Raw genomic sequence first — 23,657 nt, forward strand, 5'->3', positions numbered from 1 at the left:
CCATGAAAGACCTGATTGGCAAACCCCGCATCGTCTATGCCGTCTTCATTCTGGCCACGCTCGGCCTTGGCCTTGCCTCCGGTCTCACCAACATACCGGATGGCTGGTACAGCGCCCTGAACAAGCCGTTTTTCAACCCGCCCAACTGGATTTTCGGCCCTGTCTGGACCGTTCTCTACATTCTGATCGGCGTGGCGGGCGCGAGACTGTTTCTGATCAAGCCGCGCTCCGATGCGATGGCGATCTGGTTTGCCCAGCTGGCGCTCAATCTGTGCTGGTCGCCGAGTTTCTTCGGTCATCACAGCATCGGTCCGGCACTCGGCATCATTCTCGTTCTCTTGCTGCTGCTGGTGATTTTCATCCGCATGACCTTGCCGATCGACCGCATCGCGGCACTGCTCTTTGCCCCCTATGTGCTTTGGGTTGGCTTTGCCAGCCTGCTCAATCTTTCCCTTTTCATCCTGAATTGGTGAGGCAGGCGCGATCACGGCTTGCGGAACGCCAAGAGCCGTGCCAAAGGCAGATCAAGGGATAGAAAGGGTGGCAGGGCCAGATGGATGAGGCGATCCGCAACAGGATCACGGCAAGTTTCGCACGTCAGGGCGTCATGCGCCTTCTGTCGGCACAGCTGACCCATATCGCGCCGAAACTGGTCGAGATCGAAGTTCCCTTTCATGAGAACCTCACCCAGCAACACGGTCTTCTCCATGCCGGGGTGATTTCTGCGGCGCTGGATGCCGCCTGCAGCTATGCCGGCTATACCGTGCTTGATCCCGACAGTGCGCTTTTGACCATCGAATTCAAGGTCAACATGATGTCGCCCGGGCGCGGCGAGCGCTTTCTGTTTCGCGGCGACATCGTCAAACCCGGTTCCACCATCATCGTTGCCGACGGGCGCGGCTACAGTATCGGCGACGGTCCCGCCAAACTGATCGCCTCGATGACCAGCACGCTGATGGTGATCCGCGGACGTGAGGACATTCGTGAATGACATTTGAACTGAAATCGGTGTCCGGCAAGACGATCCTGTTCGTCATGGCGGTCGAGGCGGAATATGGTCCTTTCCTGCGCTCGCGCTTTTCGCCGCTGATGACCGGTGTTGGCCCTGTCGAGGCCGCCATCGCCATAACACGTGCCTTCAGCGACTTGCAAAAGGCCGGAAATCTGCCTGATCTCGTCGTCTCGCTCGGTTCGGCGGGCTCGAACCGGCTGGAGCAGACAGACGTCTATCAGGTCTCTGCCGTCAGCTATCGCGACATGGATGCCTCACCGCTTGGCTTTGAAAAGGGCCGCACGCCCTTTCTCGACCTGCCGGCAAGCGTGGAATTGCCCTTGCGTATTCCCGGTGTTGCCGCAGCAAGCCTCTCGACCGGCGGCAATATCGTCTCGGGTCCTGCCTATGCGGAGATTGCCGCCGATATGGTGGATATGGAAACCTTTTCGGTGCTACGCGCCTGCCAGACCTATAATCTGCCGCTGATCGGACTGCGCGGCATTTCCGATGGCAAGGCAGACCTCACCCATGTCAAGGACTGGACGGAATATCTGCATATCATCGACCGCAAGCTGGCCGACACTGTGGACCGGTTGATCAAGGCGCTGGAAAATGGAATTTTCTGGTTCTGATCCCGTCAAGGCATAAAGCAGGATTGATTTTTACCCTATGCGGCGGCAAAGCATTGCCAGAAGCACCGCTTTTCTTTAAAGGCTCGCTATGACCCAGATCGCTCATCCCGACAGCATTCTCATCATCGATTTCGGCAGCCAGGTGACGCAGCTGATTGCGCGCCGCATCCGCGAGGCCGGGGTCTATTGCGAAATCCACCCGTTCCAGAATGCCCGCGACGCCTTTTTGAAGCTTCAGCCGAAGGGCGTGATCTTCTCCGGTGGCCCGGCTTCGGTGACCGATGACGGCAGCCCGCGCGCGCCGCAGGACGTCTTCGATGCCGGAATCCCGATCCTTGGTATCTGCTATGGCCAGCAGACGCTTTGCACCCAGTTGGGCGGCGCTGTCGAAGGTGGCCATGCCGCCGAATTTGGCCGCGCCGATGTCGAGATCAAGAAGGCTAGCCCGCTGTTTGACGGTTTCTGGCAGGCGGGCGGCCGCTATCCTGTGTGGATGAGCCATGGTGACCGGGTGACGAAGCTGCCCGACGGTTTCGAGGTGATTGCCACGTCGGAAAACGCACCCTTCGCCATCGCCGCTGATGAAAAGCGTGGTTACTATACCACCATGTTCCACCCGGAAGTGGTGCATACGCCGGATGGCGGCAAGCTTCTCTCCAATTTCGCCCATAAGATCGTCGGCCTGAAATCCGACTGGACCATGGCCGCCTATCGCGCCGAGATGATCCGCAAAATTCAGGAGCAAGTCGGTTCCGAACGGGTGATCTGCGGCCTGTCGGGTGGGGTCGATTCCTCCGTCGCTGCTGTTCTGATCCATGAAGCGATCGGCGACCAGCTGACCTGCATTTATGTCGATCACGGTATGATGCGCATGGGCGAGAGCGAGCAGGTCGTCGGCATGTTCCGCGACCATTACCATATTCCGCTCGTCCATGTGGACGCCTCCGACCTGTTCCTGACGGAGCTTGCCGGCGTGAGCGACCCGGAAATCAAGCGTAAGACGATTGGCCGCCTGTTCATCGAGGTCTTCGAGGCGGAAGCCGCCAAGATCGCGGACGATGGCAAGGGCGCACCGAAATTTCTGGCGCAGGGAACGCTCTATCCCGACGTGATCGAAAGCGTCTCCTTCTCCGGCGGCCCTTCGGTGACGATCAAGAGCCACCACAATGTCGGCGGCCTGCCCGAACGCATGAACATGCAACTGGTCGAGCCGCTGCGCGAACTGTTCAAGGATGAGGTGCGCGCACTCGGTCGCGAGCTTGGCCTGCCGGACAGCTTCATCGGTCGCCACCCCTTCCCGGGTCCCGGCCTTGCCATCCGCTGCCCCGGCGTCATCACCCGGGAAAAGCTCGATATTCTGCGCAAGGCAGACGCCATTTATCTCGATGAAATTCGCAAGGCCGGCCTCTACGACACCATCTGGCAGGCCTTTGCCGTGCTGCTGCCAGTGCAGACCGTTGGCGTCATGGGCGATTACCGCACCTATGATTTCGTCTGCGCACTGCGCGCCGTCACCTCGGTCGACGGCATGACAGCGGATTTTTATCCCTACGACATGAATTTCCTCGGTCGCACGGCCACCCGCATCATCAATGAGGTACGGGGCATCAACCGCGTGGTCTATGACGTCACGTCAAAACCACCCGGCACCATAGAGTGGGAATGATTTCAGACAGACTCCCCAATAAAGCCAACACCATCACCCTGCGGAATTGTCGATCATGAATTGCACCCGGTCGGCAGGAAAGCGGGTGATGGCATATTGCACCGGCTCGGCGGAAAGATCGGTGTTCAGCGCCTTGGTGGTCAGCACAATGGCACCAGGGGAAAGGCCGAGTTCCTTGCGGTCGCTCTCATCGGCATGGGTGGCGCTGATTTCGGTTTTCACCCTGAGATAATCGGAAAGACCAAGAGCGGCAAAGGCTTCGGTAATCGAGCCGGTCTGGCGATAGGCCGCATCCATGCCTTCAAAGCGCGGCAGCGGAAACCAGGATGTTGCGCGGGACAGCGCCACGCCATCGCCTTTGCGCAAGCCTTCGAGCCTCAGCACCGGATTGCCCTCGGTAAGGTTCAAATATCCGGCAATCTCCCGTGTCGCCGGTTCAATCACACTGTCCAGCAGCACCGCTTCCAGATGGCGCGCCTGCCCAGCAATGCCGGGGGTAAAGCGCGTGCGTTTTGAAATCGGAAAAGTGATCCGGTCGCGCTTGAGGATCAGGGTGCCGCGCCCTTGAATGGATTGCACGATGCCCTCCTGCGCCAGGGCAGCCAGCGCACTGCGCACCGTGTGCCGATTGACACCGAATTCAGCCGAAAGCCTTGCCTCAGTCGGCACCATGCCGGTGGCATCGTAACGGCCTTCGGCAATTGCGATGCGAATGCGGTCGGCAATCTGCCGCCAAAGGGCCACGCCCGTCTGTCTTTGAACCTGTTTTAACTCGCTCACGTCACACGCTTGTCATTCTCAGGGATTACACATAAAGCAACTTGTATGGTTGTCTACATTAATAGACAAATTGGAACAATGCAATGGCCCTTCACGGACAAAATGTCGAGATCCCACAAGATAATGGCAGGCGGCGGAAAGTGCTGCGCCTGCTGGCGGAAGCCACACTCACCGAACTGAAAAATGCCTATGACGCCCTGCCCGAACAACCGGAAGCGATGTTTTTGCGCGCTCCCGAAACCGGACTGGTCATGGTGCGCGGACGCATCGGTGGCGGCGGTGACGCCTTCAACCTCGGTGAAGTCACCGTAACGCGCGCCACCTGCCGGCTGGAAAACGGGTTGATCGGCCACGCCCACGCGCTTGGCACGGGCAAGGAAAAGGCCAGGCTTGCGGCGATTTTCGATGCTCTGGCCCAGGCAAAAGACGCGCCGCCGCAGGTGGAGGCACTGTTTTCCACCATTGAAGCCCGACTTATCGCCGAAGAGAGCCGGACAGATGAGCAAACAGCGGCAACGAAGGTGAATTTCTTCACCATGGTGCGGGGAGAAGACTGATGAGCCTTGACGAAACCCTGCTGACAGGCGGTTTTGCCGATCCGGTTTTCCATGGACAGGCCAGTTTTCGGGCGTTGATGGAGGCGATGGCCGAGCCCGGTCGTCCTGCGACCATCATGGCCACGATCATGGCGGAGATCGCCCCGCCTGCCCCGCTTGGCGTTGCGCAGGCAGCCATCGCGCTGACGCTCTGCGATACGGACGCCCCTGTCTGGTTGACGCAGCGCATGATCGCCGCAGGCATCGACCGCTGGATCGGCTTTCACACCGGCGCGGGCCTCACGGCAAAAGAGGATTGCCATTTTGCCTTTCATGAGGCCGGGGCTGATTTTCCCGACCTTGAGACCTACCCGGCCGGTTCTCAGGACTACCCGGATCGCTCCGCAACGCTGATCGTCGAACTGCCGGCACTTGAGGGTGGCGCACCGCTCATCTTGCAAGGGCCAGGCATTAAAGACAGCCGGATCATCACGCCGCTCGGTCTGCCGCAAGATTTTCCGGCACAATGGCAGTTCAATCGCGGCCTGTTTCCCCGCGGCATCGATCTGATCCTCACTGCGGGCCGGGATTTTCTCTGCCTGCCGCGCAGCCTCACCATCCGGGTTCAGGAGGTCTAAGCCATGTATGTCGCCGTCAAGGGCGGGGAAACCGCCATTCAGAACGCCCATCGCCTGCTGGCCGACCGCCGCCGGGGCAATCGCGACGTGCCCGCCCTCACCGTTGCCCAGATTGTCGAGCAACTGGCGCTTTCCGTCGACCGGGTGATGGCGGAAGCCTCGCTTTACGATCTCTCTCTTGCCGCGCTCGCCGTCAAGCAGGCACGCGGCGACATGATCGAGGCGATCTTTCTGCTGCGGGCCTATCGCACCACCCTGCCACGTTTTGGCCTGTCAAGGCCGGTGGAAACCGGCGCAATGCAGGTCGAGCGGCGCGTGTCTGCCACCTATAAGGACCTGCCCGGCGGACAATTGCTGGGTCCGACCTTCGATTATACCCACCGGCTGCTCGATCCCTCGCTTCTCGAAGACGAGACGGTCGAGGAGCCCGCGCGTCAGCCGGGTACGGGCGAAACGGTGATGCGGGTTTCCGACATTCTGGCAGGCGAAGGCCTGATCGAACCGGATGGCGAACTGCCCGAAGGCCATAAAGCGGGCGATCTGACCCGCGAACCGCTGAATTTTCCGGCACCCCGCGATCTGCGCCTGCAAGCCTTGGCGCGTGGCGACGAAGGCTTTCTGCTGGCGCTCGCCTATTCCACCCAGCGCGGCTATGGCCGCACCCATCCTTTTGCAGGCGAAATCCGCATGGGGCTCGTCGAGATCGAGATCGATGTACCGGAGCTGGGCTTTGCCGTCCCGCTTGGTCGTATCCGGGTGACGGAATGCCAGATGGTCAACCAGTTCAAGGGCTCGGCCAAGGCACCGCCGCAATTCACCCGCGGTTACGGTCTGGTTTTCGGCCAGAGCGAACGCAAAGCCATGGCCATGTCGCTGGTCGATCGTGCGCTTCGCGCTGAAGAACTGGGCGAGGATATCGTTGCTCCGGCGCAGGATGAGGAATTCGTCATCTCCCACTGCGACAATGTTCAGGCGACCGGTTTTGTCGAACATCTGAAACTGCCGCATTACGTGGATTTTCAGGCCGAACTCGATCTCGTGCGGCGGATGCGTACCGATTATGATGCTGCCCGACGCGAGGGAATTGACCTTGGGGAGGCTGCCGAATGACAGCCTTCACCGATCAATCATGCTCCGCATACCAGACGGCACAGATCGCTGAAACGCCCAGCATCAGGGCGAGGAAAATACCGAACATCACTTCGATTTCCATGCTCATGTCTCCCTGTTCTGCTCTTTTCAGGAAAGATAACGCAGAATGATTACGGAAGTTTCACCCAAGGATGAATTAGCATCCTATAATTTTTCTTATCTCGATGAGCAGACCAAGCGGATGATCCGCCGCGCCATTTTGAAGGCGATTGCCATTCCCGGCTATCAGGTGCCGTTCGCCTCGCGCGAAATGCCGATGCCCTATGGCTGGGGCACGGGCGGTGTACAGGTGACAGCGGCCATTCTCGGCCCCGACGATGTGCTGAAGGTGATCGACCAGGGCGCAGACGACACCACCAATGCCGTGTCGATCAGAAGCTTCTTCCAGAAGGTCGCCCGCGTCGCCGTCACCACCCATACGAAAGACGCCACCATCATCCAGACCCGGCACCGGATTCCGGAGGAAAGACTGCAAGCAGGGCAGGTTCTTGTCTATCAGGTGCCGATCCCCGAACCCTTGCGCTTTCTGGAGCCACGCGAGACCGAAACCCGCAAGATGCATGCGCTGGAAGAATATGGATTAATGCATGTGAAGCTTTACGAGGACATTGCCCGCAACGGCCGCATCGCCACCACCTATGCCTATCCGGTGAAAGTGGCGGGACGCTATGTCATGGACCCCTCACCGACGCCGAAATTCGACAATCCGAAAATGCATCGTTCCGAAGCGCTGCAACTCTTCGGCGCCGGCCGCGAGAAGCGCATCTATGCCGTGCCACCGCATACCGATGTTGTCAGTCTCGATTTCGAGGACCACCCCTTCGAGGTGCAGCGCTTCGACAAGCCCTGCGCCCTGTGCGGGGCCGAAAATGTCTATCTGGACGAGGTGGTGCTCGACGATCGCGGCGGACGGATGTTCGTCTGCTCCGACACCGATCATTGTGAAGATCGCCGGGCTCAGGGCCATCACGGCGCAATGTGGGCCGGGGAGGCAGACAATGCGTGACGAACCGCTGTTGAAAGTTCGCGAGCTGACGAAATATTACGGTCGCCGTCTCGGCTGCGGCCATGTCTCCTTCGATCTTTATCCCGGCGAGGTGCTGGCGATTGTCGGCGAATCCGGATCGGGCAAGACCACCCTGCTGTCATCGCTGTCCACCCGGCTGATGCCGACCTCGGGCCATGTCGAATATCTTATGCGTGACGGCGCTTATCGCGATCTCTACCGGATGAGCGAGGCAGAGCGGCGGCTTCTGATGCGCACCGACTGGGGCTTCGTTCACCAGAACCCGGCGGATGGCTTGCGCATGACCGTTTCGGCCGGAGCCAATGTCGGCGAACGGCTGATGGCGGTGGGCGAGCGCCATTATGGCCGCATCCGCGCCACCGCCACCGACTGGCTGGAGCGGGTGGAAATCGCCGCCGACCGTATCGACGACCAGCCGCGTGCCTTTTCCGGCGGCATGCGCCAGCGTCTGCAAATTGCCCGCAATCTCGTCACCCATCCAAGGCTTGTCTTCATGGACGAGCCGACCGGCGGCCTCGATGTGTCGGTTCAGGCGCGCCTGCTCGATCTGGTGCGCGGTCTGGTGACCGATCTCGGCCTTTCGGCCATCGTCGTCACCCATGATCTCGCCGTTGCCAGGCTTCTGTCGCACCGGATGATGGTGATGAAGGATGGCCATGTCATCGAACAGGGGCTGACCGACCGGGTGCTGGACGACCCGCGCGAGGCTTATACGCAATTGCTCGTTTCCTCGATCCTGCAAGTCTGAGGTCCTGTCATGTCATCTCCCTTCACAATGTCATCGCCCCTGATTGTCCGCGATGTCGCCAAGAGCTTCACCATGCATCTGCGCGACGGGGTGGTTCTGCCCGTGGTGCAGGATGTGAATTTTTCCCTCGCTGCCGGTGGCTGCGCTGTTCTGTCCGGTCCCTCCGGCATCGGCAAAAGCTCGATCCTGAAGATGATCTACGGCAATTATGGCGTCGATCAGGGAGAAATCCTCATCCGCCACGGACAGGAGGAGATCGATCTCGCCAGCGCCGAGCCGCGTCTGGTGCTTGAGGTGCGTCGGAAGACGCTGGGCTATGTCAGCCAGTTTCTGCGCACTGTGCCGCGCGTTTGCGCGCTCGATGTGGTGGCCGAACCGCTGACGGCGCGCGGCATTGCCGTTCACGACGCCCATGAGGCCGCAAGAGAGCTTCTCTCCCGCCTCAACCTGCCGAAAGATCTCTGGCAGTTGCCGCCCGCCACCTTTTCCGGCGGCGAACAGCAGCGTGTCAACATTGCCCGTGGCTTCATCACCGATCATTCCGTTCTGCTGCTGGACGAGCCAACCGCCTCGCTCGATGCGACAAACCGCGCTGTGGTGATCGAGCTGATCTTAAAGAAAAAAGCCAAGGGTGTCGCCATGCTCGGCATTTTTCACGATCAGGAAGTGCGTGAGGCTGTGGCCGACACGCTGATCGACGTGTCCGCTTTTTCACCGCGAAAGGAGGCCGCGTGATGAGCCGTCTTGGTCCCCAGCCTCTGATCGATGCCAGCGCCCGCGTTTCAAATTCGACGCTCGGCCGCTATACGGAAGTCTCCGAACGCTGCCGTCTCGATGAAGTCGAGATGGATGACTATTCCTACATCATGCAGGATGGCGCGGTCTGGTGCGCCACCATCGGCAAATTCGCCAATATCGCCGCAAGTGCGCGCATCAATGCGCCAAACCATCCGACATGGCGGGCGACATTGCATCATTTCACCTACCGCGCCGCCGATTATTTCGACGGTGCCGATATCGACGAGAATTTCTTTCGCTGGCGGCGCGACAATCGCGTGGTGATCGGCCATGACGTCTGGATCGGCCATGGCGTCACCGTGCTGCCGGGTGTCACCATCGGCAATGGCGCGGTGATCGGTGCTGGCGCAGTCGTCTCCAAAGATGTTGCCCCCTACACCATTGTCGGCGGTGTGCCGGCACGCGTCATCAAACGGCGCTTCAGTCCTGAAACGGCAGAGCGCATGGAACGGCTGGCCTGGTGGAACTGGGATCACCAGAAACTGCATGACGCGCTGGATGATTTTCGCACGCTGACGGCGGAGGATTTCCTGGACCGCTATGAAGCCTCTGAAAACGCATAGGCTTTCACGATATGTAACAAAAGCGTCATCATACTGCCACTCAACGTTCACTCAGTTTTGATAGGCGTGCCGGGACAGGAATTGAAGATGGAACGTGAACATGATGTTCGAACTGACAGAGGTCACGCGCCGGTTCGGCAAGAAAACGGCGGTTGAAAACGTGAGCCTGTCCATTCCCCACGGCCAGATGGTTGGTGTGATCGGCCGCTCCGGCGCTGGTAAATCGACACTTTTGCGGATGATCAACCGGCTGGGCGAGCCCACCTCCGGCTCCATGCGCTTCGGTGGGGTCGAGATCACCGCACTCAAGGGCAAGGCGCTGCGCAACTGGCAGCGTGACTGCGCCATGATTTTCCAGCAATTCAATCTGGTGCCACGTCTCGACGTGCTGACCAATGTCATGCTGGGCCGGCTCAATCACCGCTCGACGGCTCTGAGCCTCCTCAATATCTTCAGTCGGGAAGAGCGGATCATGGCGATTGCCGCCCTGGAGCGCCTCGGCATCGAGCAGACGGCGATGCAGCCGGCTGGCACACTGTCGGGCGGCCAGCAGCAGCGCGTTGCCATTGCCCGCGCGCTGATGCAGCAGCCGAAAATGCTGCTCGCCGACGAGCCGATCGCCTCGCTCGATCCGCTGAACGCCAAGATCGTGATGGACTCGCTGCGCGACATCAACGAGCGCGAAGGCATTACCGTGATCACCAATCTGCACACGCTGGATACGGCGCGTGCCTATTGCGAGCGCATCATCGGCATGGCTGAAGGCAAGGTCGTGTTCGACGGCAGGCCGGAGGAGCTGACGGCAGAGGCCGTTGCCCGCATCTATGGCACAGGTCAGGACGGCACCGGCATCGATGAGAGCATGACCTCGACTGCAATCCGTTTTTCCGGGACCGAGGCCCGGCAGACGGCGGCCCCGGAGAGCCAGCCACAGAACCAGGAAAACATCCAGATCATGACGGCTGGGGCCTGAGCGGCTCCCTCCTCTGACAGCATTCAGGCCTCGCACTGCATGACACCTTTGATCCGGTTCATGCAAACGGCCCCGATCGCCCGCCCGCGTCAAAGGCTGCCTGCATAGTTCCTTGAACCGGGCACGGTCAGGGTGAAAATTATGCAGCACATTGAAAATCTTACAGCGTCCTTGCGGTTTTAAAGCCGCAAGGCGCTGTCATCGAGACCAAAGGACAGACCCGGCCCGCCTGTGAACCGAAAGGCCGGAAACAACGGAGAGAACCCATGCTGAAGAAGACCCTGCTTGCTGCCGTCGCCCTTCTGTCGATTGCTGCCTCTGCCGCTGCCCAGGACGTGAAGGAATTTCGCGTCGGCATTCTCGGCGGTGAGAACGAAGCCGACCGCATGCGCAATTTTCAATGCCTGACCGAACATATGAAAAAGGATCTCGGCTTCGAGAAGGTCTCGCTCTTTCCGGCTTCCGATTATGACGGCGTCATTCAGGGCCTGCTCGGGGGCACGCTCGATTTCGCCGAGCTTGGCGCGTCCGGCTATGCCAAGACCTATCTCTCCAATCCGAAGGCCGTCGAGCCGATCCTGACCACGGTTCAGACCGACGGCTCCATGGGCTATTACTCCATCATGGTTGCCCGCAAGGACAGCGGCATGACCAAGGTGACCGACATCAAGGGCAAGAAGCTCGGCTTTGCCGATCCGGACAGCACCTCCGGCTATCTGATCCCGACCGTGACGCTGCCGGCAGCGCTCGGCGGCGTTGCCGTCAAGGATTACGTCGCCTCCACCGGTTTCGGCGGCGGTCATGAAAATCTGGTTCTCGAAGTGCTGAAGGGCACCTTCGATGCCGGCACCACCTGGGGCTCGGGCGTTGGCAATTTCAAGGACGGTTACACGTCCGGCAATCTGCGCAAGATGGTCGAAAAGGGCGAGCTGAACATGGACGATCTGGTTGAGCTGTGGAAGTCGCCGCTGATCCCGAACGGTCCGCTGGTCATCCGCTCCTCGCTGGACGATGCCACCAAGGCCAAGGTCAAGGCCTTCTTCGTCAATCTGCCGAAGGAAGACGCCGCCTGCTTCTCCGCCATCGAAGGCGGCGATTACAAGGGCTATGCCGACGTCAATGTCGATTTCTACAAGCCGGTCATCGACGCCCGCAAGGCCACCATCGGCGGCTGATGTCCCTCATCCATTCTGGCCGCCGGACCAACCGGCGGCCTTCTTGTTTCATCATGACAGCCGGATCGATTGACGATGAGCCTTACCGAAGGATTGCCCGCTCTGAGCGACAGAGGGCGACAGGTCGAACAGCACTGGAATGCGCTTGCCCGCACGCGGCGGCTTTATTCGCTGGTTGGCGTCATCCTTCTCGCCATTGCGCTCGGCTGGTCGCTCCACTTTGCCAACGAGACCAATTCGGGGAAGTTTTTCAATCGTCTGCCGCATTTTTTCGATTTCACCGAAACGCTTATTCCCCGCGACGGCATGGACGTGGTGCGTGCCATGTTCGACCTGCCCTCGCCCTATGACGACGGCAGCCTGAAATATAATTACACCGATGGCAGGCTCTACATCACCGACAGCCTCTATGTTCCGAAATATTTCTACAAGATGCTGGAAACGGTGAATATCGCGCTGTTTTCCACCCTGATCGGTGGGGCTTTCGGTTTTTGTCTATGCTTTCTCGCCGCCCGAAACATGATGCCGCGCCGGATTCTGCGCTGGCCGGTGCGTCGCTTCATGGAGCTGTTGCGTGCTTTTCCCGAAGTGGTGATTGCCGGATTTTGTCTGGCCATTCTCTCCATCGGACCGATCCCGGCCATGATTGCCGTCAGCGTTCACACCATCGGCGCGCTCGGAAAACTGTTTTTCGAGGTGGTGGAAAATGCCGATATGAAGCCGGATGAGGGCCTGCGCGCCGTCGGCGCCACCTGGCTGGAGCGGTTGTGGTTCGGCATGGTGCCGCAGGTCATGCCGAATTTCATCTCCTATGCGCTGCTGCGGCTGGAAATCAATGTGCGCGCCTCAACCATCATCGGTGCGGTTGGCGGCGGTGGCATCGGTGAACCGCTGCGGCTGTCGATCAGTCAGGGTCATGCAGCCAAGACCATCGCCATCGTCATCCTGCTTCTCACCACGGTGATCGCCGTCGATCAATTTTCCGCCTGGCTGCGCCGGAAACTGGTGGGCGATCACGCCTTCAAGGCCGTCTTGTGAGGGAAAACGCCATGACCCATCTGAGCCTCGAAGACCAGAACCGCATCGCCGAACAGCATCCGGAGATTTTCCGCCGCAATCTTTGGCAACGCTACCGCCTATTGGTTATTTTGACCGTGGTCTGTCTCTATATTGCCTTTTCCTGGTGGCTGTTTGCCATCGGCACGGTGCTCACCAAGGCCAACTGGAGCATTGCCGGCAATTATCTGGCCGACTGGGTGTCCTATGAATACAGGCCGGAATTCAACATTGCCCCCGATGGCGCAATCTCGGTGAGCTTTTCCCGTTTCGACCCGATCGGTCCCAATCCGAAGCCCGACTGGATCGTCGCCCGCAAGGAGATGATGACCCGCACCATCGGCGCGGCAGTTCCAGCCGAAGCGCCCGCCACACCCACACCGGCCCCTGCCTTCAACTTCATGAGCAATGCGCCGAAACAGGCCGCAACGACAGAGACCGACAGCAAGCCTCAGACCAAGCGCGAAGAGGTGATCACGGAAGCCTTCGTCAAGCTGGGCCGCCAGGCCACCATCGACATCTATCCCGACCGGCTGATCCTGCGGCGCGGCAGCGAAAACGTGACATTCGCCCTCAACCGCAAACTGGATCAGGTCAATGCCGAAGGTCCGCTGCCCAAATGGGTCGATCAGCGCGAAAGGGGCGGGCGCGTCATGGCCTGGTTCGGCTTTGCCGGCTGGGCGGAAATCAGCAGCGATCGGGTGCGGGTGCATAACCGCTTTTTCGGCTGGGCCAATTTCATCTTCGATACCGATTCGGCCTTTTTCGGCAAATCGGCGGGCGAGGTTCTGCATCTGATCGCCTCTGGACCCCGGCTCGATCCGCATCAATCCAATCTGGCGCTTGCCTGGCATGATTTTCTCTATAACCCTTCCTGGCAGCATCTCGATGTCTGGATCAAGCTGATGCAGACGCTGGTCATGGCCTTTGTCGGCACCGTCTTCGCCACGCTTTTATCCTTTCCGCTGTCCTTTCTGGCGGCGCGCAACATCACCCGCAACGGGTTTATCAATCAGGTGACCAAACGCTTCTTCGATTTCCAGCGTTCGGTGGATATGCTGATCTGGGCGCTGTTTTTCACCCGCGCCTTCGGTCCGGGGCCGCTCGCCGGGATTTCGGCGATTTTCTTCACCGACACCGGTACGCTCGGCAAACTCTATTCCGAGGCGCTGGAAAATATCGACGACAAGCAGCGCGAGGGGATGAAATCCGTCGGCGCCCCACCGATTGCCGTGCAGCGGTTTGGCGTACTTCCTCAGGTTCTGCCGCTTTTTGCCTCACAGGCGCTCTATTTCTGGGAATCCAACACCCGCTCCGCCACGATCATCGGCGCGGTCGGCGCAGGCGGTATCGGGCTGAAATTATGGGAGGCGATGCGCACCAACCAGAATTGGGAAAATGTCTGCTATATGGTGCTGCTGATCCTGCTGGTGGTATTCCTGTTCGATAATATTTCCAATATGTTGCGTTCACGCCTGATCGGGGCGCAGCGGTAACGGGAGATGATGGTAAACCTTGCCTTTGCTCAACGAGACGGGTCAAATGCCGGTTCCATCTCCGAGTCGTGAAAGTTCTGCCCGTGCGCTATGCCATTTATTTCACCCCGCCCGCTGATGCACCTTTGACGAGGGCGGCCAGTCATTGGCTGGGGCGTGATGCCTTTACCGGTGAAGACAGTCCACAACCCTCCGTCACCGGTTTTACCCCGGAGCGACTGGCCGAACTGACTGCCGATCCACGCCGCTATGGCTTTCATGCGACGCTGAAAGCGCCGTTCCACCTGCATGATACGAAGAGCGAAGCGGATCTGCTGGAGGCTTTCGCGGCGTTTTGCGGCAAAACTGCTGCTTTCAACATTCCCTCTGTGATCGTCAGCCAGATCGGCCCGTTCTTTGCGCTGGTGCCGGATCAAACCTATACAGCACTTCAGGATTTTGCCGCCTCCGTGGTCCGACATTTCGAGCCTTTTCGCGCGCCGTTGAGCGAGGCCGATATGGCCCGACGCAAACCGGAAAAGCTCAATGACAGCCAGCGCGCCCATTTGCTGCAATGGGGCTATCCTTATGTCTTTGACGACTTTCGTTTTCACATGACGCTGACCGGTCCGGTCACGCCTGAGGATAGCCCGGCGATGCAGGCCGAGCTTAACGGGCGCTTCGCAGACATCACCCATCAGCCCCTTGCCATCACCGGGCTTGGCCTCTTCATCGAAGACAGCCGGGGCGCACCCTTTACCGTTCATAGCTGGCTGCCGCTTTCGGGCAGTTAAAGGATAATATCATGGCTCAGGACCTGCTGATCACCAATGCCACCCTCGTTCTCGACAATGCGCTTCTGCCCAAGGCCACGGTTCTCGTGCGTGACGGGCTGATTGCCGATATTTCCGAAGGGGTCAGTGCTGCGGGCGAGGATTTCGACGGCGATTATCTGATCCCCGGTCTGGTTGAACTGCATACCGATCATCTTGAATCGCATTATTCGCCGCGCCCTGGCGTGCGCTGGAACAAGACAGCGGCCGTGCAGGCGCATGACGCCCAGATCGTCACCTCCGGCATTACCACGGTGTTCGACTGCCTGCGCATGGGCTCGAATGAGGATGACGGTTTCGAAAAAGGCGAGATGCGCGCCATGGCCGACGCCATTCAGGCCGCCGAACGGGAAGACCGGCTGCGCGCCGAACATCTGCTGCATCTGCGCTGCGAGGTGGCTTCCGAAAACATGCTGGAGCATTTCGCCGATTTCGACCACGACCCGCATGTGCGGCTGGTGTCGCTGATGGATCATTCGCCGGGCCAGCGCCAGTTCCAGACCATGGATCAGTACACGCTCTACTACAAGACGAAGAAGGGGCTGAGCGACGAGGCCTTCGCCCGTTTCGTCGAGCAGCGTCTTCAGGCTTCGGCGCGCTATTCGTCACACCATCGCGATCAGTTGGCGGCCCATTGCGCCGAACGCGGCATCACCGTTGCCAGCCATGACGATGCCACGCTCGACCATGTCGAGGAAGCGAAAGGCCATGGCGTGAAGCTTGCCGAATTTCCGACCAGTCTCGAGGCGGCGAAAGCCTCGCATTCCGCCGGGATGAGCGTGCTGATGGGCGCACCGAATGTGGTGCGCGGCAGCTCGCATTCCGGCAATATCGCCGCCGGCGATCTTGCCGAGCACGGTGTTCTCGACGTGCTCTCTTCCGATTACATCCCGCTCAGCCTGCTGCACGCCCCCTTCGTGCTGGCCGATACCTATGAGGGGATCAGCCTGCCGCAGGCGCTCGCCATGGTCACGGCCATTCCGGCCCGCACCGTCGGCCTTGATGACCGCGGACGCATCGCCACCGGACTGCGTGCCGATCTGGTGCGGGTCCGGCGCGACCATGGCGTGCCGGTGGTGCGCGCCGTCTGGCGCAAGGGCAAGCGGGTGGCGTGATGGCGGCATCCACATGCGAGCCTTCCGGCGAATCGGTCCAGAAAGGCTGTCTCATTGCCGTTGTCGGTCCAAGCGGCGCTGGCAAGGACAGTCTGATTGCCTATGCCCGCCACTATTTTGCCGGGCGCGGCGATGTGCATTTTGCCCAGAGAACCATCACCCGTCCCGCCGATGCCGGAGGTGAAGACCATCATGCCGTCAACCTCACCACATTCGCCGCGCTGAAACAGGCTGGCCATTTTGCCGTGGACTGGCAGGCACATGGGCTTTGCTATGGTCTGCCACAGGAGATCTGCCACTGGCTGGCCAAAGGCCATGTGGTGATTGCCAATGGGTCGCGCTCGGTCCTGCCCCGTTTTCGTGAGACCTTTGCAAATCTGCTGGTGGTGAATGTCACCGCAAGGTCGGAGGTGCTGGCCGACCGGCTGGAAGCGCGCGGACGGGAAAGCCGTGAGGACATCCTCAAGCGGCTGGCACGCGGCTCGCTTGAAATCAACGGCGATTATCAGGTCGTGACCCTCGACAATTCCGGTGCGCTGGAGGACGCGGGCAGGCAATTCGTCACCGTGATCGAAACCTGTCTCGCCTGATTGAGTTTTGACTGAAACTCTGGATCGGTCCGATGCTGTAAGCTTTACTGTCCTGACGCAGACTGCTGCTGGGGCGTTCCCTTATTGGCGGCGAGCTGCTTCCAGGAATTCTGCTGGCTGAGCATACCGCGCAAATAGGCGACATTGGCGGCGGCCTGCTGCGGGGACAGTTCCTGGGCGGCAATGGTTTCGGCCTCGGCAAAACGGCCTTGTAGACCAACGACAAGAGCAAGGTTCTGCCGCACACGGCTGTCGGCGCCGGGTTGTTTGATCGCCGTGCGCAGATAGGATTCCGCCGTTTTCAAATCCCCTGTCAGCACATAGGACATGCCGAGATTGGACAGAACCGTCGGCTCGTTCGGCTTGATCTGCAAGGCGAGATTATAGGCGGTATGCGCCTCGTCGCTGCGACCGAGCTGGTCCAGAACCGCGCCTTCCGCCGAATAAAGCCGCCAGTCGGGACGGTCCGGGGTCTGGGCCCGGCGAATGGTGGAAAGCGCATCCTGCAATTCACCGGCAGCGGCCTGCGCCTTGCCATAAGCGGCCAGCACACTTCTGTCCTTCGGATTGGCGATCGCCACCTGCTGCATTACCGCAAGCGCCTGCGGCGCGCGTCCATCCATTTGCAGAAGGCTGGCATAGGCAATACCGATCCGGGGATTTTTCGGCGATTTGGCATAGGCCTGCCCCATGGTTTGCGTCGCAGCGGAAACTTCCGCCGGCGTCATCTGATCCACCGGTTTGCCGAGGCTTGGAATGGAACCCGTCGTGGTATTGTCCGTCTGGCCGGTCGTGGCGCAGCCGCCAAGAGCAAGCGCCATGACCACGACAAAGCTTGCCAACCCAGCTTTCAGCGATGCCCGCCATTGATGTTTCATGACCCGCCCCGACATGTCTGGACTTCAGCCCTTACGGCCAGCCCCGGTAATTTTGCCCGTCTTCGTCCTTCCGGAAATCCGCAAGCCACGGCCCCGGATCACGAAAGGGACGAATCGCCATCTTAACGAAGCATCCCAAAATCCTGCCCAAAGCAATAATCTGTTAACCTTAATCAATGGTTAATTATCCCCCTGCCAGAGACGTGACTGTTTTCGGTTCCTTTGTAATTTTCTTAAGTAAAATCGGTTAGATCAGAGATGAATCACTTTCCGGCGACGGCTTTAGACCGCCTCGTGGAATGATTCTGACATTTGCTCTCAACTGTTCCGCAAATGGGATGAAAATGGCAGTATCAAACCACCAGCGCCGGGACTGCCCTTGTTCCAAGACAGCAGAAGGCAATCATGGCTCCTTATCAATATATCGACCGCCCTACTCCCTTTCTCACCAAAGGCGGCAAGACGCTGCCAATCTTTGCGGTGACGCCCGCCCATATCGAGACGGGCTCGATCGATCCCGTGGCGCTCGACTGGGCCAAGAAGGCCGGATACAAGGCTGAAACCGGATCGCTTCTGCTGATTCCGACCAAGGATGGCCATCTGGGCGGCGCCCTTTTCGGCCTTGGCAGTCAACCCGGAGAAAATCCGTTTCTGATGGGCAAGCTGGCGCGCAGCCTGCCTGCCGGTGACTGGCATATCGAAACAGCGCCGCTGACGGCGCAGCGGCTGGCGCTGGGCTATGGCCTCGGCTCCTACCGCTTCGACCGCTACCGCAGCGAACAGGCCGAGCATCCGAAACTGCTGATGCCCCAGGATGCCGACGCCACCGACATCAAGCGCAAGCTGGCTGGTGTGTTTCTTGCCCGCGACCTGATCAATACCCCCACCAATGATATGGGCCCCGCCGATCTTGAACACGTGTTCCGGGCGCTGGGCGAGCATTATGGCGCTGAAGTCAGTGTGATCACCGGCGATGCGCTTCTCGCCCACAATTTCCCGCTGGTGCACACGGTCGGCCGGGCGGCCAAGCAGGCGCCAAGGCTTCTCGACATGCGCTGGGGCAAAAAAGGCCATCGCAAGATCACGCTGGTGGGCAAGGGTGTCTGCTTCGACACCGGCGGTCTCGATATCAAACCCTCCTCCTCCATGGCACTGATGAAAAAAGACATGGGTGGGGCGGCCAATGTGCTGGGGCTCGCCCTGATGATCATGGACGCCAAGCTCAAGGTCGATCTCAGGGTGATCGTACCTGCGGTGGAAAATTCCATCGGTGGCGATGCTTTCCGTCCCGGTGACATCTACAAGAGCCGCAAGGGTCTGACCGTGCAGATCGACAATACCGATGCCGAAGGACGGCTGATCCTGGCCGATGCACTGACCTATGCCGACGAGGACAGACCGGACCTGATCATCGACATGGCGACCCTGACGGGTGCGGCCCGCGTGGCGCTTGGCCCGGACGTGCCCCCCTTCTTCACCGATGACGATGATCTCGCCGACGCGCTCACCGAGGCCAGCCTCAGCGTTGACGATCCGATGTGGCGCATGCCCCTGTTTACCGGCTATGAAAAACTGCTCAAGGCACAGATTGCCGATCTCACCAATGCACCGGCAGGCGGCATGGCCGGCGCCATTACCGCTGCGCTCTTCCTCAAGCGTTTCGTCACCAACACCAAATCCTGGGCGCATTTCGACATTTACGGCTGGGCGCCGCAGGAACGGTCGCATAGCCCGGTGGGCGGCGAGGCGCAGGCCATCCGTGCCCTCTACGCCTATCTTTCCCGTCAGGCTTGAGCTAGATCTGGGCTTCAACAGCAATCGAGGATCGGCCAGACATGACCATGGATAAACCGCTGGACCGGCGTCTGAATGCCTATCGTCCCGATCTGGCCGATGCTGACCTCGAAGGCAAGGTGGAGGCTGCACGTTTCGTTACCGGAACGCCGGCAAAAATTGCCGTCTCCGTCGCAGCACTGCAGCCACGACCGGAGCGTGGCTGCGGCATCGATACCGAGCTGCTGTTCGGCGAGGAGGTCGTGGTTTTCGAGCGCGCCACAGGCTGGGCCTGGGTGAAAGCAAAGCTCGACGGCTATGTCGGCTATCTGCCGGAAGAGGCACTGGCAGCCATCGAGGCCCCGGCCACTCACTGGATCACCGCACCGCGCAGCTTTCTCTATACCGGGCCTGATCTGCGCATTGCCCATCCGCTGGCGGTGTCCATGGGCAGCCGCGTGACCGTGATCGGCGAGACGGAAACCCGCGGCACCCGCTATTTTACCTTGAGTGACGGCCGTTCGGTCATTGCCCGCCATTGCGCATCGATCGGCCAGACAGATGCACCCGATTATGTGGCCATTGCCGCCCGGTTCCTGGAAACACCCTATCTCTGGGGCGGGCGCTCCGGCTTCGGCATCGATTGCTCCGGCCTGGTGCAGCTTGCCATGCAGATGGCCGGTATGACGGCCCCGCGCGATTCCGACATGCAGGCCAGCGATCTCGGCACGCCGATTGCCAGAGAGGAACTCAGGCGTGGCGATCTGGTGTTCTGGAAAGGCCATGTGGGTATCATGGAGGATGAAACCACCCTCCTCCATGCCAATGGCCATACGATGAGCGTGGCACGGGAAAATCTCAACGCAGCCATCGACCGCATCGGCTGGCTTTATCAACAGCCGACCGGCTTTCGCCGGCCGGATATGACATAAAGGTCAGCGGACCCGATCACGTCAGTGCGCTTCATCCCAGTTCTGCGCCGCACGCGCATCCACTTTCAGCGGCACGCGCATGGCAATCGCCGGCATGGCGGCCTCTTCCATGGTGGTGACAATCACCGGCATGGCCGCCGCAACCGCCTCATCCTCGACCTCGAAGATCAGTTCGTCATGCACCTGTAACAGCATGCGCACCTGATCTGACAGACCGGATTTTTCCAGTTCCGGTTCGATCTGCACCATGGCGCGGCGGATGATATCAGCCGCCGAGCCCTGAATCGGTGCATTGATTGCTGCCCGCTCGTTGAAGGCGCGCATCGATGCATTCGAGGATTTGATCTCGGGATAATAGGCCCGCCTGCCGAAAATGGTTTCGACATAGCCATGCTCGCGCGCAAAGGCTTTGGTCGCCTCCATATAGTCGCGAATGCCGGGGAAGCGTTCGAAATATTTCTTGATATACTCGCCCGCCTCGGAACGCTCGATGCCGAGCTGGTTGGCGAGACCGAAGGCGGAAATGCCGTAGATGATGCCGAAATTGATCGCTTTTGCCCGGCGGCGCACCTCCGAGGGCATGCCATCCACCGGTACACCAAACATTTCCGAGGCCGTCATCGCATGAATATCGACCCCATCGGCAAAGGCCTGCCGCAATTGCGGGATCTCAGCCACATGCGCCAGAACACGCAACTCGATCTGGCTGTAATCTGCAGACAGAAGCTTGTGGCCGGGGCTGGCGATGAAGGCCGTGCGGATCTTGCGCCCTTCCGCCGTGCGGACCGGAATATTCTGCAGGTTCGGCTCAGAAGACGAAAGCCGCCCGGTCGTGGTCGAGGCCAGCGAATAGGAAGTATGCACCCGCTTGGTGTCAGGGTGCAGATAATCCGGCAAGGCATCGGTATAGGTGGATTTGAGCTTGGTGAGCTGGCGCCAGTCAACGATCTTGCGCGGCAGTTCCGCCCCCTGTTCGGCAAGCTCCTCCAGCACCTGCGCCGAGGTGGACCATTGGCCGGTCTTGGTTTTCGAGCCGCCGGGCAGGCCCATCTTGCCGAACAGAATATCGCCAAGCTGTTTCGGTGAACCGATGTTGAAACGCTCACCGGCCAGGCCGTAAATCTCGTCCTCGAAGGCGGCGGCCTTTTGCGCCAGTTCGCCGGAAAGGCGTGACAATATCTGCCGGTCGATGGCAATGCCGCGCGCCTCCATCTGCGCCAGCACCGGCACCAGCGGGCGTTCCAGCCGCTCATAGACCCGCATCAATCCGGCAGCCGCCAGCCGCGGCTTCAGCACCAGCCAGAGACGCAGGGTCACATCGGCGTCTTCCGCCGCATAGGCGGTTGCCTTGTCGATTGCCACCCGGTCGAAGGTGACGGCGGATTTGCCCGAGCCTGCCACCTCCTTATAGGGGATGGGGGTGTGACCGAGCCAGCGTTCGGACAAGGCGTCCATGCCATGCCCGCCTGTGCCTGCCTCCAGCACATAGGAGATCAGCATAGTGTCGTCGAAGCTTTTCACCGCAATGCCATGGCGCAACATGATCAGATAATCATATTTCAGATTTTGCGCCACTTTCAGGACGGACTCATCTTCAAGAAGATCCTTCAGAACAGCCAGTGCTGCTTTGGTGTCAATCTGGTTTTCAACCCGCTTCACCCCGTCGCCAAAGAGATCGTCCTGGCCGGAAACATGGGCAAGCGGCACATAGGCCGCCTCGATCTCCACCGCATCCGGTGACGAAGCAGCCTTCTGCACGGCCAATGAAAAACCGACGAGATCGGCCTGCATCGGATCGAGCGATGTGGTTTCGGTGTCAAAGGCCACAACGCCGCTTTCGCGCGATTTCGTCACCCAGTCTTGCAGCGTGGCAAGATCGCGGATGGTCACATAACGGGAGCGGTCGATCTCCTTACCACCGAACACAGCCTGACGTGCGGCGGCAAGATCGGCAGGTTTTGCACCCTCCGCCATCTCCACGGATGACGACGATGCAGCGGGCTGATCACCCTCGACAACCGGCACCGGTGCGGCATCGAGATCGGGGCCATGGGCAGACGCCCCCCATTCCACCGTCAGCGTCGCCGGCTCGATGACACCTGCATCGCAATCGCAGGCCTCGGCCACCCGGCGGGTGAGCGTGGTGAATTCCATCGCCTTCAAGAACGCGATCAGCTTCGGCCCATCCTGTTTTTCCAGAACCAGCGCCTCAAGATCAAGCTCAAGCGGCACATCGGTGCGCAGCGCGACAAGCTGACGCGAAATGGCAACCAGTTCACGACCGGCCAGAATATTTTCCCGTCGCTTGACCTGCTTGATCTCGTCTGCACGGGCCATCAGCGTATCGAGATCGCCATAATCTGCCAGAAGCTGGGCGGCGGTTTTCGGTCCGATGCCGGGAATACCCGGAATATTGTCGGTGCTGTCGCCGGTCAGCGCTTGCAGGTCGATCATCTTGTCCGGGGCTACGCCCCATTTCTCGATCACCTCGGCAATGCCGATCTGCTTGTCCTTCATGCTGTCATACATATGGACATTTGGCGTGACGAGCTGCATCAGGTCCTTGTCGGACGACACAATCGTGACATCTGCGCCGACAGCCTCAGCCTTGCGGGCATATGTGGCGATGATGTCATCGGCCTCGAAACCATCAGTCTCGATGCAGGGCAGATTGAAAGCGCGTGTTGCCTGCCGGATCAGGCCGAATTGCGGCACAAGCTCTTCCGGCGGTGCGGAACGGTTGGCCTTGTAATCAGGATAGATCTGCTTGCGGAACGTGTTCGACGAATAGTCGAAAATCACCGCCAGATGGGTTGGCGTCACCCCGACAGAGGTGTCGCGCGCATCGGTCAGAAGCTTCCATAACATGTTGCAGAAGCCGGAAACGGCCCCCACCGGCAGGCCGTCGGATTTGCGGGTCAGCGCCGGAAGCGCATGGAAGGCCCGGAAGATGAAGCCGGAGCCGTCAACGAGAAAGAGATGATCACCTTTTTTCATGGATCAACCGATAGCGCGGGATGGCAAAAAGGTCCATGCGCAATTCCAGTAAAGAGGTCCGTGCCGCCATCCAAACGGATGGCTTCAGCCGGGTTTGGAACGTTGCATGAGCAAAAGTCTGATGCATGCAGGCCTGAGTGGTTCAGTACACCTCACTCTTCGGGAACATTCCCGTGATAAGGAAAATCGAGGCTCTGGCGATAAAATTCTCATCTCGAATTTAATATTAAAAAAACAAACACTTATATGCAAATTGCCATGCATGAAATGACGATATCGCAAAATAATCACAAAAACCTTACCGAGTTGTAATGACGCTTCCCTTG

General features: G+C 59.7%; 23 protein-coding genes. 20 read left to right on the plus strand and 3 right to left on the minus strand.

All coding sequences use genetic code 11. The features are described 5' to 3' along the window. Window positions 1-2: 2 nt before the first annotated feature. From NAC44_RS04705 to guaA, 4 genes are all read left to right on the plus strand, one after another. Window positions 3-473, plus strand: a complete 471-nt coding sequence (locus tag NAC44_RS04705) for a TspO/MBR family protein (protein WP_250938319.1) — start codon at window positions 3-5, stop codon at window positions 471-473. A gap of 80 nt (window positions 474-553) precedes the next feature. Then, window positions 554-991, plus strand: coding sequence for a PaaI family thioesterase (locus NAC44_RS04710; RefSeq protein WP_250938321.1), 438 nt, complete (start codon window positions 554-556; stop codon window positions 989-991). After that, complete coding sequence (locus NAC44_RS04715) at window positions 988-1,626, plus strand: 5'-methylthioadenosine/S-adenosylhomocysteine nucleosidase (protein WP_250938323.1); 639 nt, start codon at window positions 988-990, stop codon at window positions 1,624-1,626. The genes NAC44_RS04710 and NAC44_RS04715 overlap by 4 nt, the downstream gene beginning before the upstream one ends. An 88-nt stretch (window positions 1,627-1,714) precedes the next feature. Then, window positions 1,715-3,292 (plus strand): glutamine-hydrolyzing GMP synthase, encoded by a 1,578-nt coding sequence (guaA, locus tag NAC44_RS04720; RefSeq protein WP_250938325.1) that lies wholly within the window; start codon window positions 1,715-1,717, stop codon window positions 3,290-3,292. A 33-nt stretch (window positions 3,293-3,325) separates the two neighbouring features. Here guaA and phnF read toward each other — a convergent pair whose 3' ends face one another. Continuing rightward, window positions 3,326-4,072, minus strand: a complete 747-nt coding sequence (phnF, locus tag NAC44_RS04725) for a phosphonate metabolism transcriptional regulator PhnF (protein ID WP_250938327.1) — start codon at window positions 4,070-4,072, stop codon at window positions 3,326-3,328. Between the two features lie 83 nt (window positions 4,073-4,155). Here phnF and phnG point away from each other — a divergent pair, with 83 nt between their 5' ends. The 14 genes from phnG to phnN all read left to right on the plus strand — a co-directional run bounded on the left by phnG (window position 4,156) and on the right by phnN (window position 16,751). Then, on the plus strand, window positions 4,156-4,629 hold the full coding sequence (phnG, locus tag NAC44_RS04730; RefSeq protein WP_250938336.1) for a phosphonate C-P lyase system protein PhnG: 474 nt from the start codon (window positions 4,156-4,158) through the stop codon (window positions 4,627-4,629). Then, window positions 4,629-5,246, plus strand: a complete 618-nt coding sequence (phnH, locus tag NAC44_RS04735; protein WP_250938338.1) for a phosphonate C-P lyase system protein PhnH — start codon at window positions 4,629-4,631, stop codon at window positions 5,244-5,246. Before phnG ends, phnH begins: the two co-directional genes overlap by 1 nt. 3 nt (window positions 5,247-5,249) lie before the next feature. After that, complete coding sequence (locus NAC44_RS04740) at window positions 5,250-6,356, plus strand: carbon-phosphorus lyase complex subunit (protein WP_250938340.1); 1,107 nt, start codon at window positions 5,250-5,252, stop codon at window positions 6,354-6,356. Window positions 6,357-6,504: 148 nt separating this feature from the next. Then, window positions 6,505-7,404, plus strand: a complete 900-nt coding sequence (locus NAC44_RS04745) for an alpha-D-ribose 1-methylphosphonate 5-phosphate C-P-lyase PhnJ (RefSeq protein WP_250938350.1) — start codon at window positions 6,505-6,507, stop codon at window positions 7,402-7,404. Then, window positions 7,397-8,173: a phosphonate C-P lyase system protein PhnK gene (gene phnK, locus NAC44_RS04750; RefSeq protein WP_250938352.1), complete on the plus strand. Its 777-nt coding sequence runs from the start codon at window positions 7,397-7,399 to the stop codon at window positions 8,171-8,173. Before NAC44_RS04745 ends, phnK begins: the two co-directional genes overlap by 8 nt. A 27-nt stretch (window positions 8,174-8,200) precedes the next feature. Next, a complete protein-coding gene (phnL, locus tag NAC44_RS04755) occupies window positions 8,201-8,908 on the plus strand; it encodes a phosphonate C-P lyase system protein PhnL (protein WP_250938765.1) in 708 nt (235 codons plus the stop codon). Then, complete coding sequence (locus tag NAC44_RS04760) at window positions 8,908-9,534, plus strand: DapH/DapD/GlmU-related protein (protein WP_274706788.1); 627 nt, start codon at window positions 8,908-8,910, stop codon at window positions 9,532-9,534. The genes phnL and NAC44_RS04760 overlap by 1 nt, the downstream gene beginning before the upstream one ends. Before the next feature lie 103 nt (window positions 9,535-9,637). Next, the gene (gene phnC, locus NAC44_RS04765) at window positions 9,638-10,507 is read left to right on the plus strand and encodes a phosphonate ABC transporter ATP-binding protein (RefSeq protein WP_338022065.1); all 870 of its coding nucleotides are present in this window, start codon (window positions 9,638-9,640) and stop codon (window positions 10,505-10,507) included. Between the two features lie 266 nt (window positions 10,508-10,773). Then, window positions 10,774-11,682 carry a phosphonate ABC transporter substrate-binding protein gene (gene phnD / locus NAC44_RS04770; protein WP_250938356.1) on the plus strand — a complete coding sequence of 303 codons (909 nt, stop codon included), beginning with the start codon at window positions 10,774-10,776 and terminating at the stop codon, window positions 11,680-11,682. Between the two features lie 75 nt (window positions 11,683-11,757). Next, complete coding sequence (gene phnE / locus NAC44_RS04775) at window positions 11,758-12,720, plus strand: phosphonate ABC transporter, permease protein PhnE (RefSeq protein WP_250938367.1); 963 nt, start codon at window positions 11,758-11,760, stop codon at window positions 12,718-12,720. Between the two features lie 11 nt (window positions 12,721-12,731). Further along, window positions 12,732-14,234 (plus strand): phosphonate ABC transporter, permease protein PhnE, encoded by a 1,503-nt coding sequence (gene phnE, locus NAC44_RS04780; RefSeq protein ID WP_250938369.1) that lies wholly within the window; start codon window positions 12,732-12,734, stop codon window positions 14,232-14,234. An 83-nt stretch (window positions 14,235-14,317) separates the two neighbouring features. Further along, on the plus strand, window positions 14,318-15,007 hold the full coding sequence (locus NAC44_RS04785; RefSeq protein WP_250938767.1) for a DUF1045 domain-containing protein: 690 nt from the start codon (window positions 14,318-14,320) through the stop codon (window positions 15,005-15,007). Between the two features lie 11 nt (window positions 15,008-15,018). Further along, on the plus strand, window positions 15,019-16,161 hold the full coding sequence (locus tag NAC44_RS04790) for an alpha-D-ribose 1-methylphosphonate 5-triphosphate diphosphatase (RefSeq protein ID WP_250938371.1): 1,143 nt from the start codon (window positions 15,019-15,021) through the stop codon (window positions 16,159-16,161). Further along, window positions 16,161-16,751 carry a phosphonate metabolism protein/1,5-bisphosphokinase (PRPP-forming) PhnN gene (gene phnN / locus NAC44_RS04795; protein ID WP_250938373.1) on the plus strand — a complete coding sequence of 197 codons (591 nt, stop codon included), beginning with the start codon at window positions 16,161-16,163 and terminating at the stop codon, window positions 16,749-16,751. The genes NAC44_RS04790 and phnN overlap by 1 nt, the downstream gene beginning before the upstream one ends. 44 nt (window positions 16,752-16,795) lie before the next feature. On the opposite strand, the gene NAC44_RS04800 is transcribed toward phnN, so the two are convergent. Then, window positions 16,796-17,629, minus strand: a complete 834-nt coding sequence (locus NAC44_RS04800) for a tetratricopeptide repeat protein (RefSeq protein WP_250938375.1) — start codon at window positions 17,627-17,629, stop codon at window positions 16,796-16,798. 405 nt (window positions 17,630-18,034) lie between these two features. On the opposite strand from NAC44_RS04800, the gene NAC44_RS04805 reads away from it, so the two are divergent. Further along, on the plus strand, window positions 18,035-19,423 hold the full coding sequence (locus NAC44_RS04805) for a leucyl aminopeptidase family protein (protein WP_250938377.1): 1,389 nt from the start codon (window positions 18,035-18,037) through the stop codon (window positions 19,421-19,423). 47 nt (window positions 19,424-19,470) lie between these two features. Then, window positions 19,471-20,334, plus strand: a complete 864-nt coding sequence (locus NAC44_RS04810) for a C40 family peptidase (protein WP_250938769.1) — start codon at window positions 19,471-19,473, stop codon at window positions 20,332-20,334. A gap of 21 nt (window positions 20,335-20,355) precedes the next feature. Here NAC44_RS04810 and polA read toward each other — a convergent pair whose 3' ends face one another. Further along, window positions 20,356-23,331, minus strand: coding sequence for a DNA polymerase I (gene polA / locus NAC44_RS04815; protein WP_250938379.1), 2,976 nt, complete (start codon window positions 23,329-23,331; stop codon window positions 20,356-20,358). Between the last annotated feature and the right edge of the window lie 326 nt (window positions 23,332-23,657).

The organism is Allorhizobium sonneratiae, from assembly GCF_023700755.1.
Lineage (GTDB): Bacteria > Pseudomonadota > Alphaproteobacteria > Rhizobiales > Rhizobiaceae > Allorhizobium > Allorhizobium sonneratiae.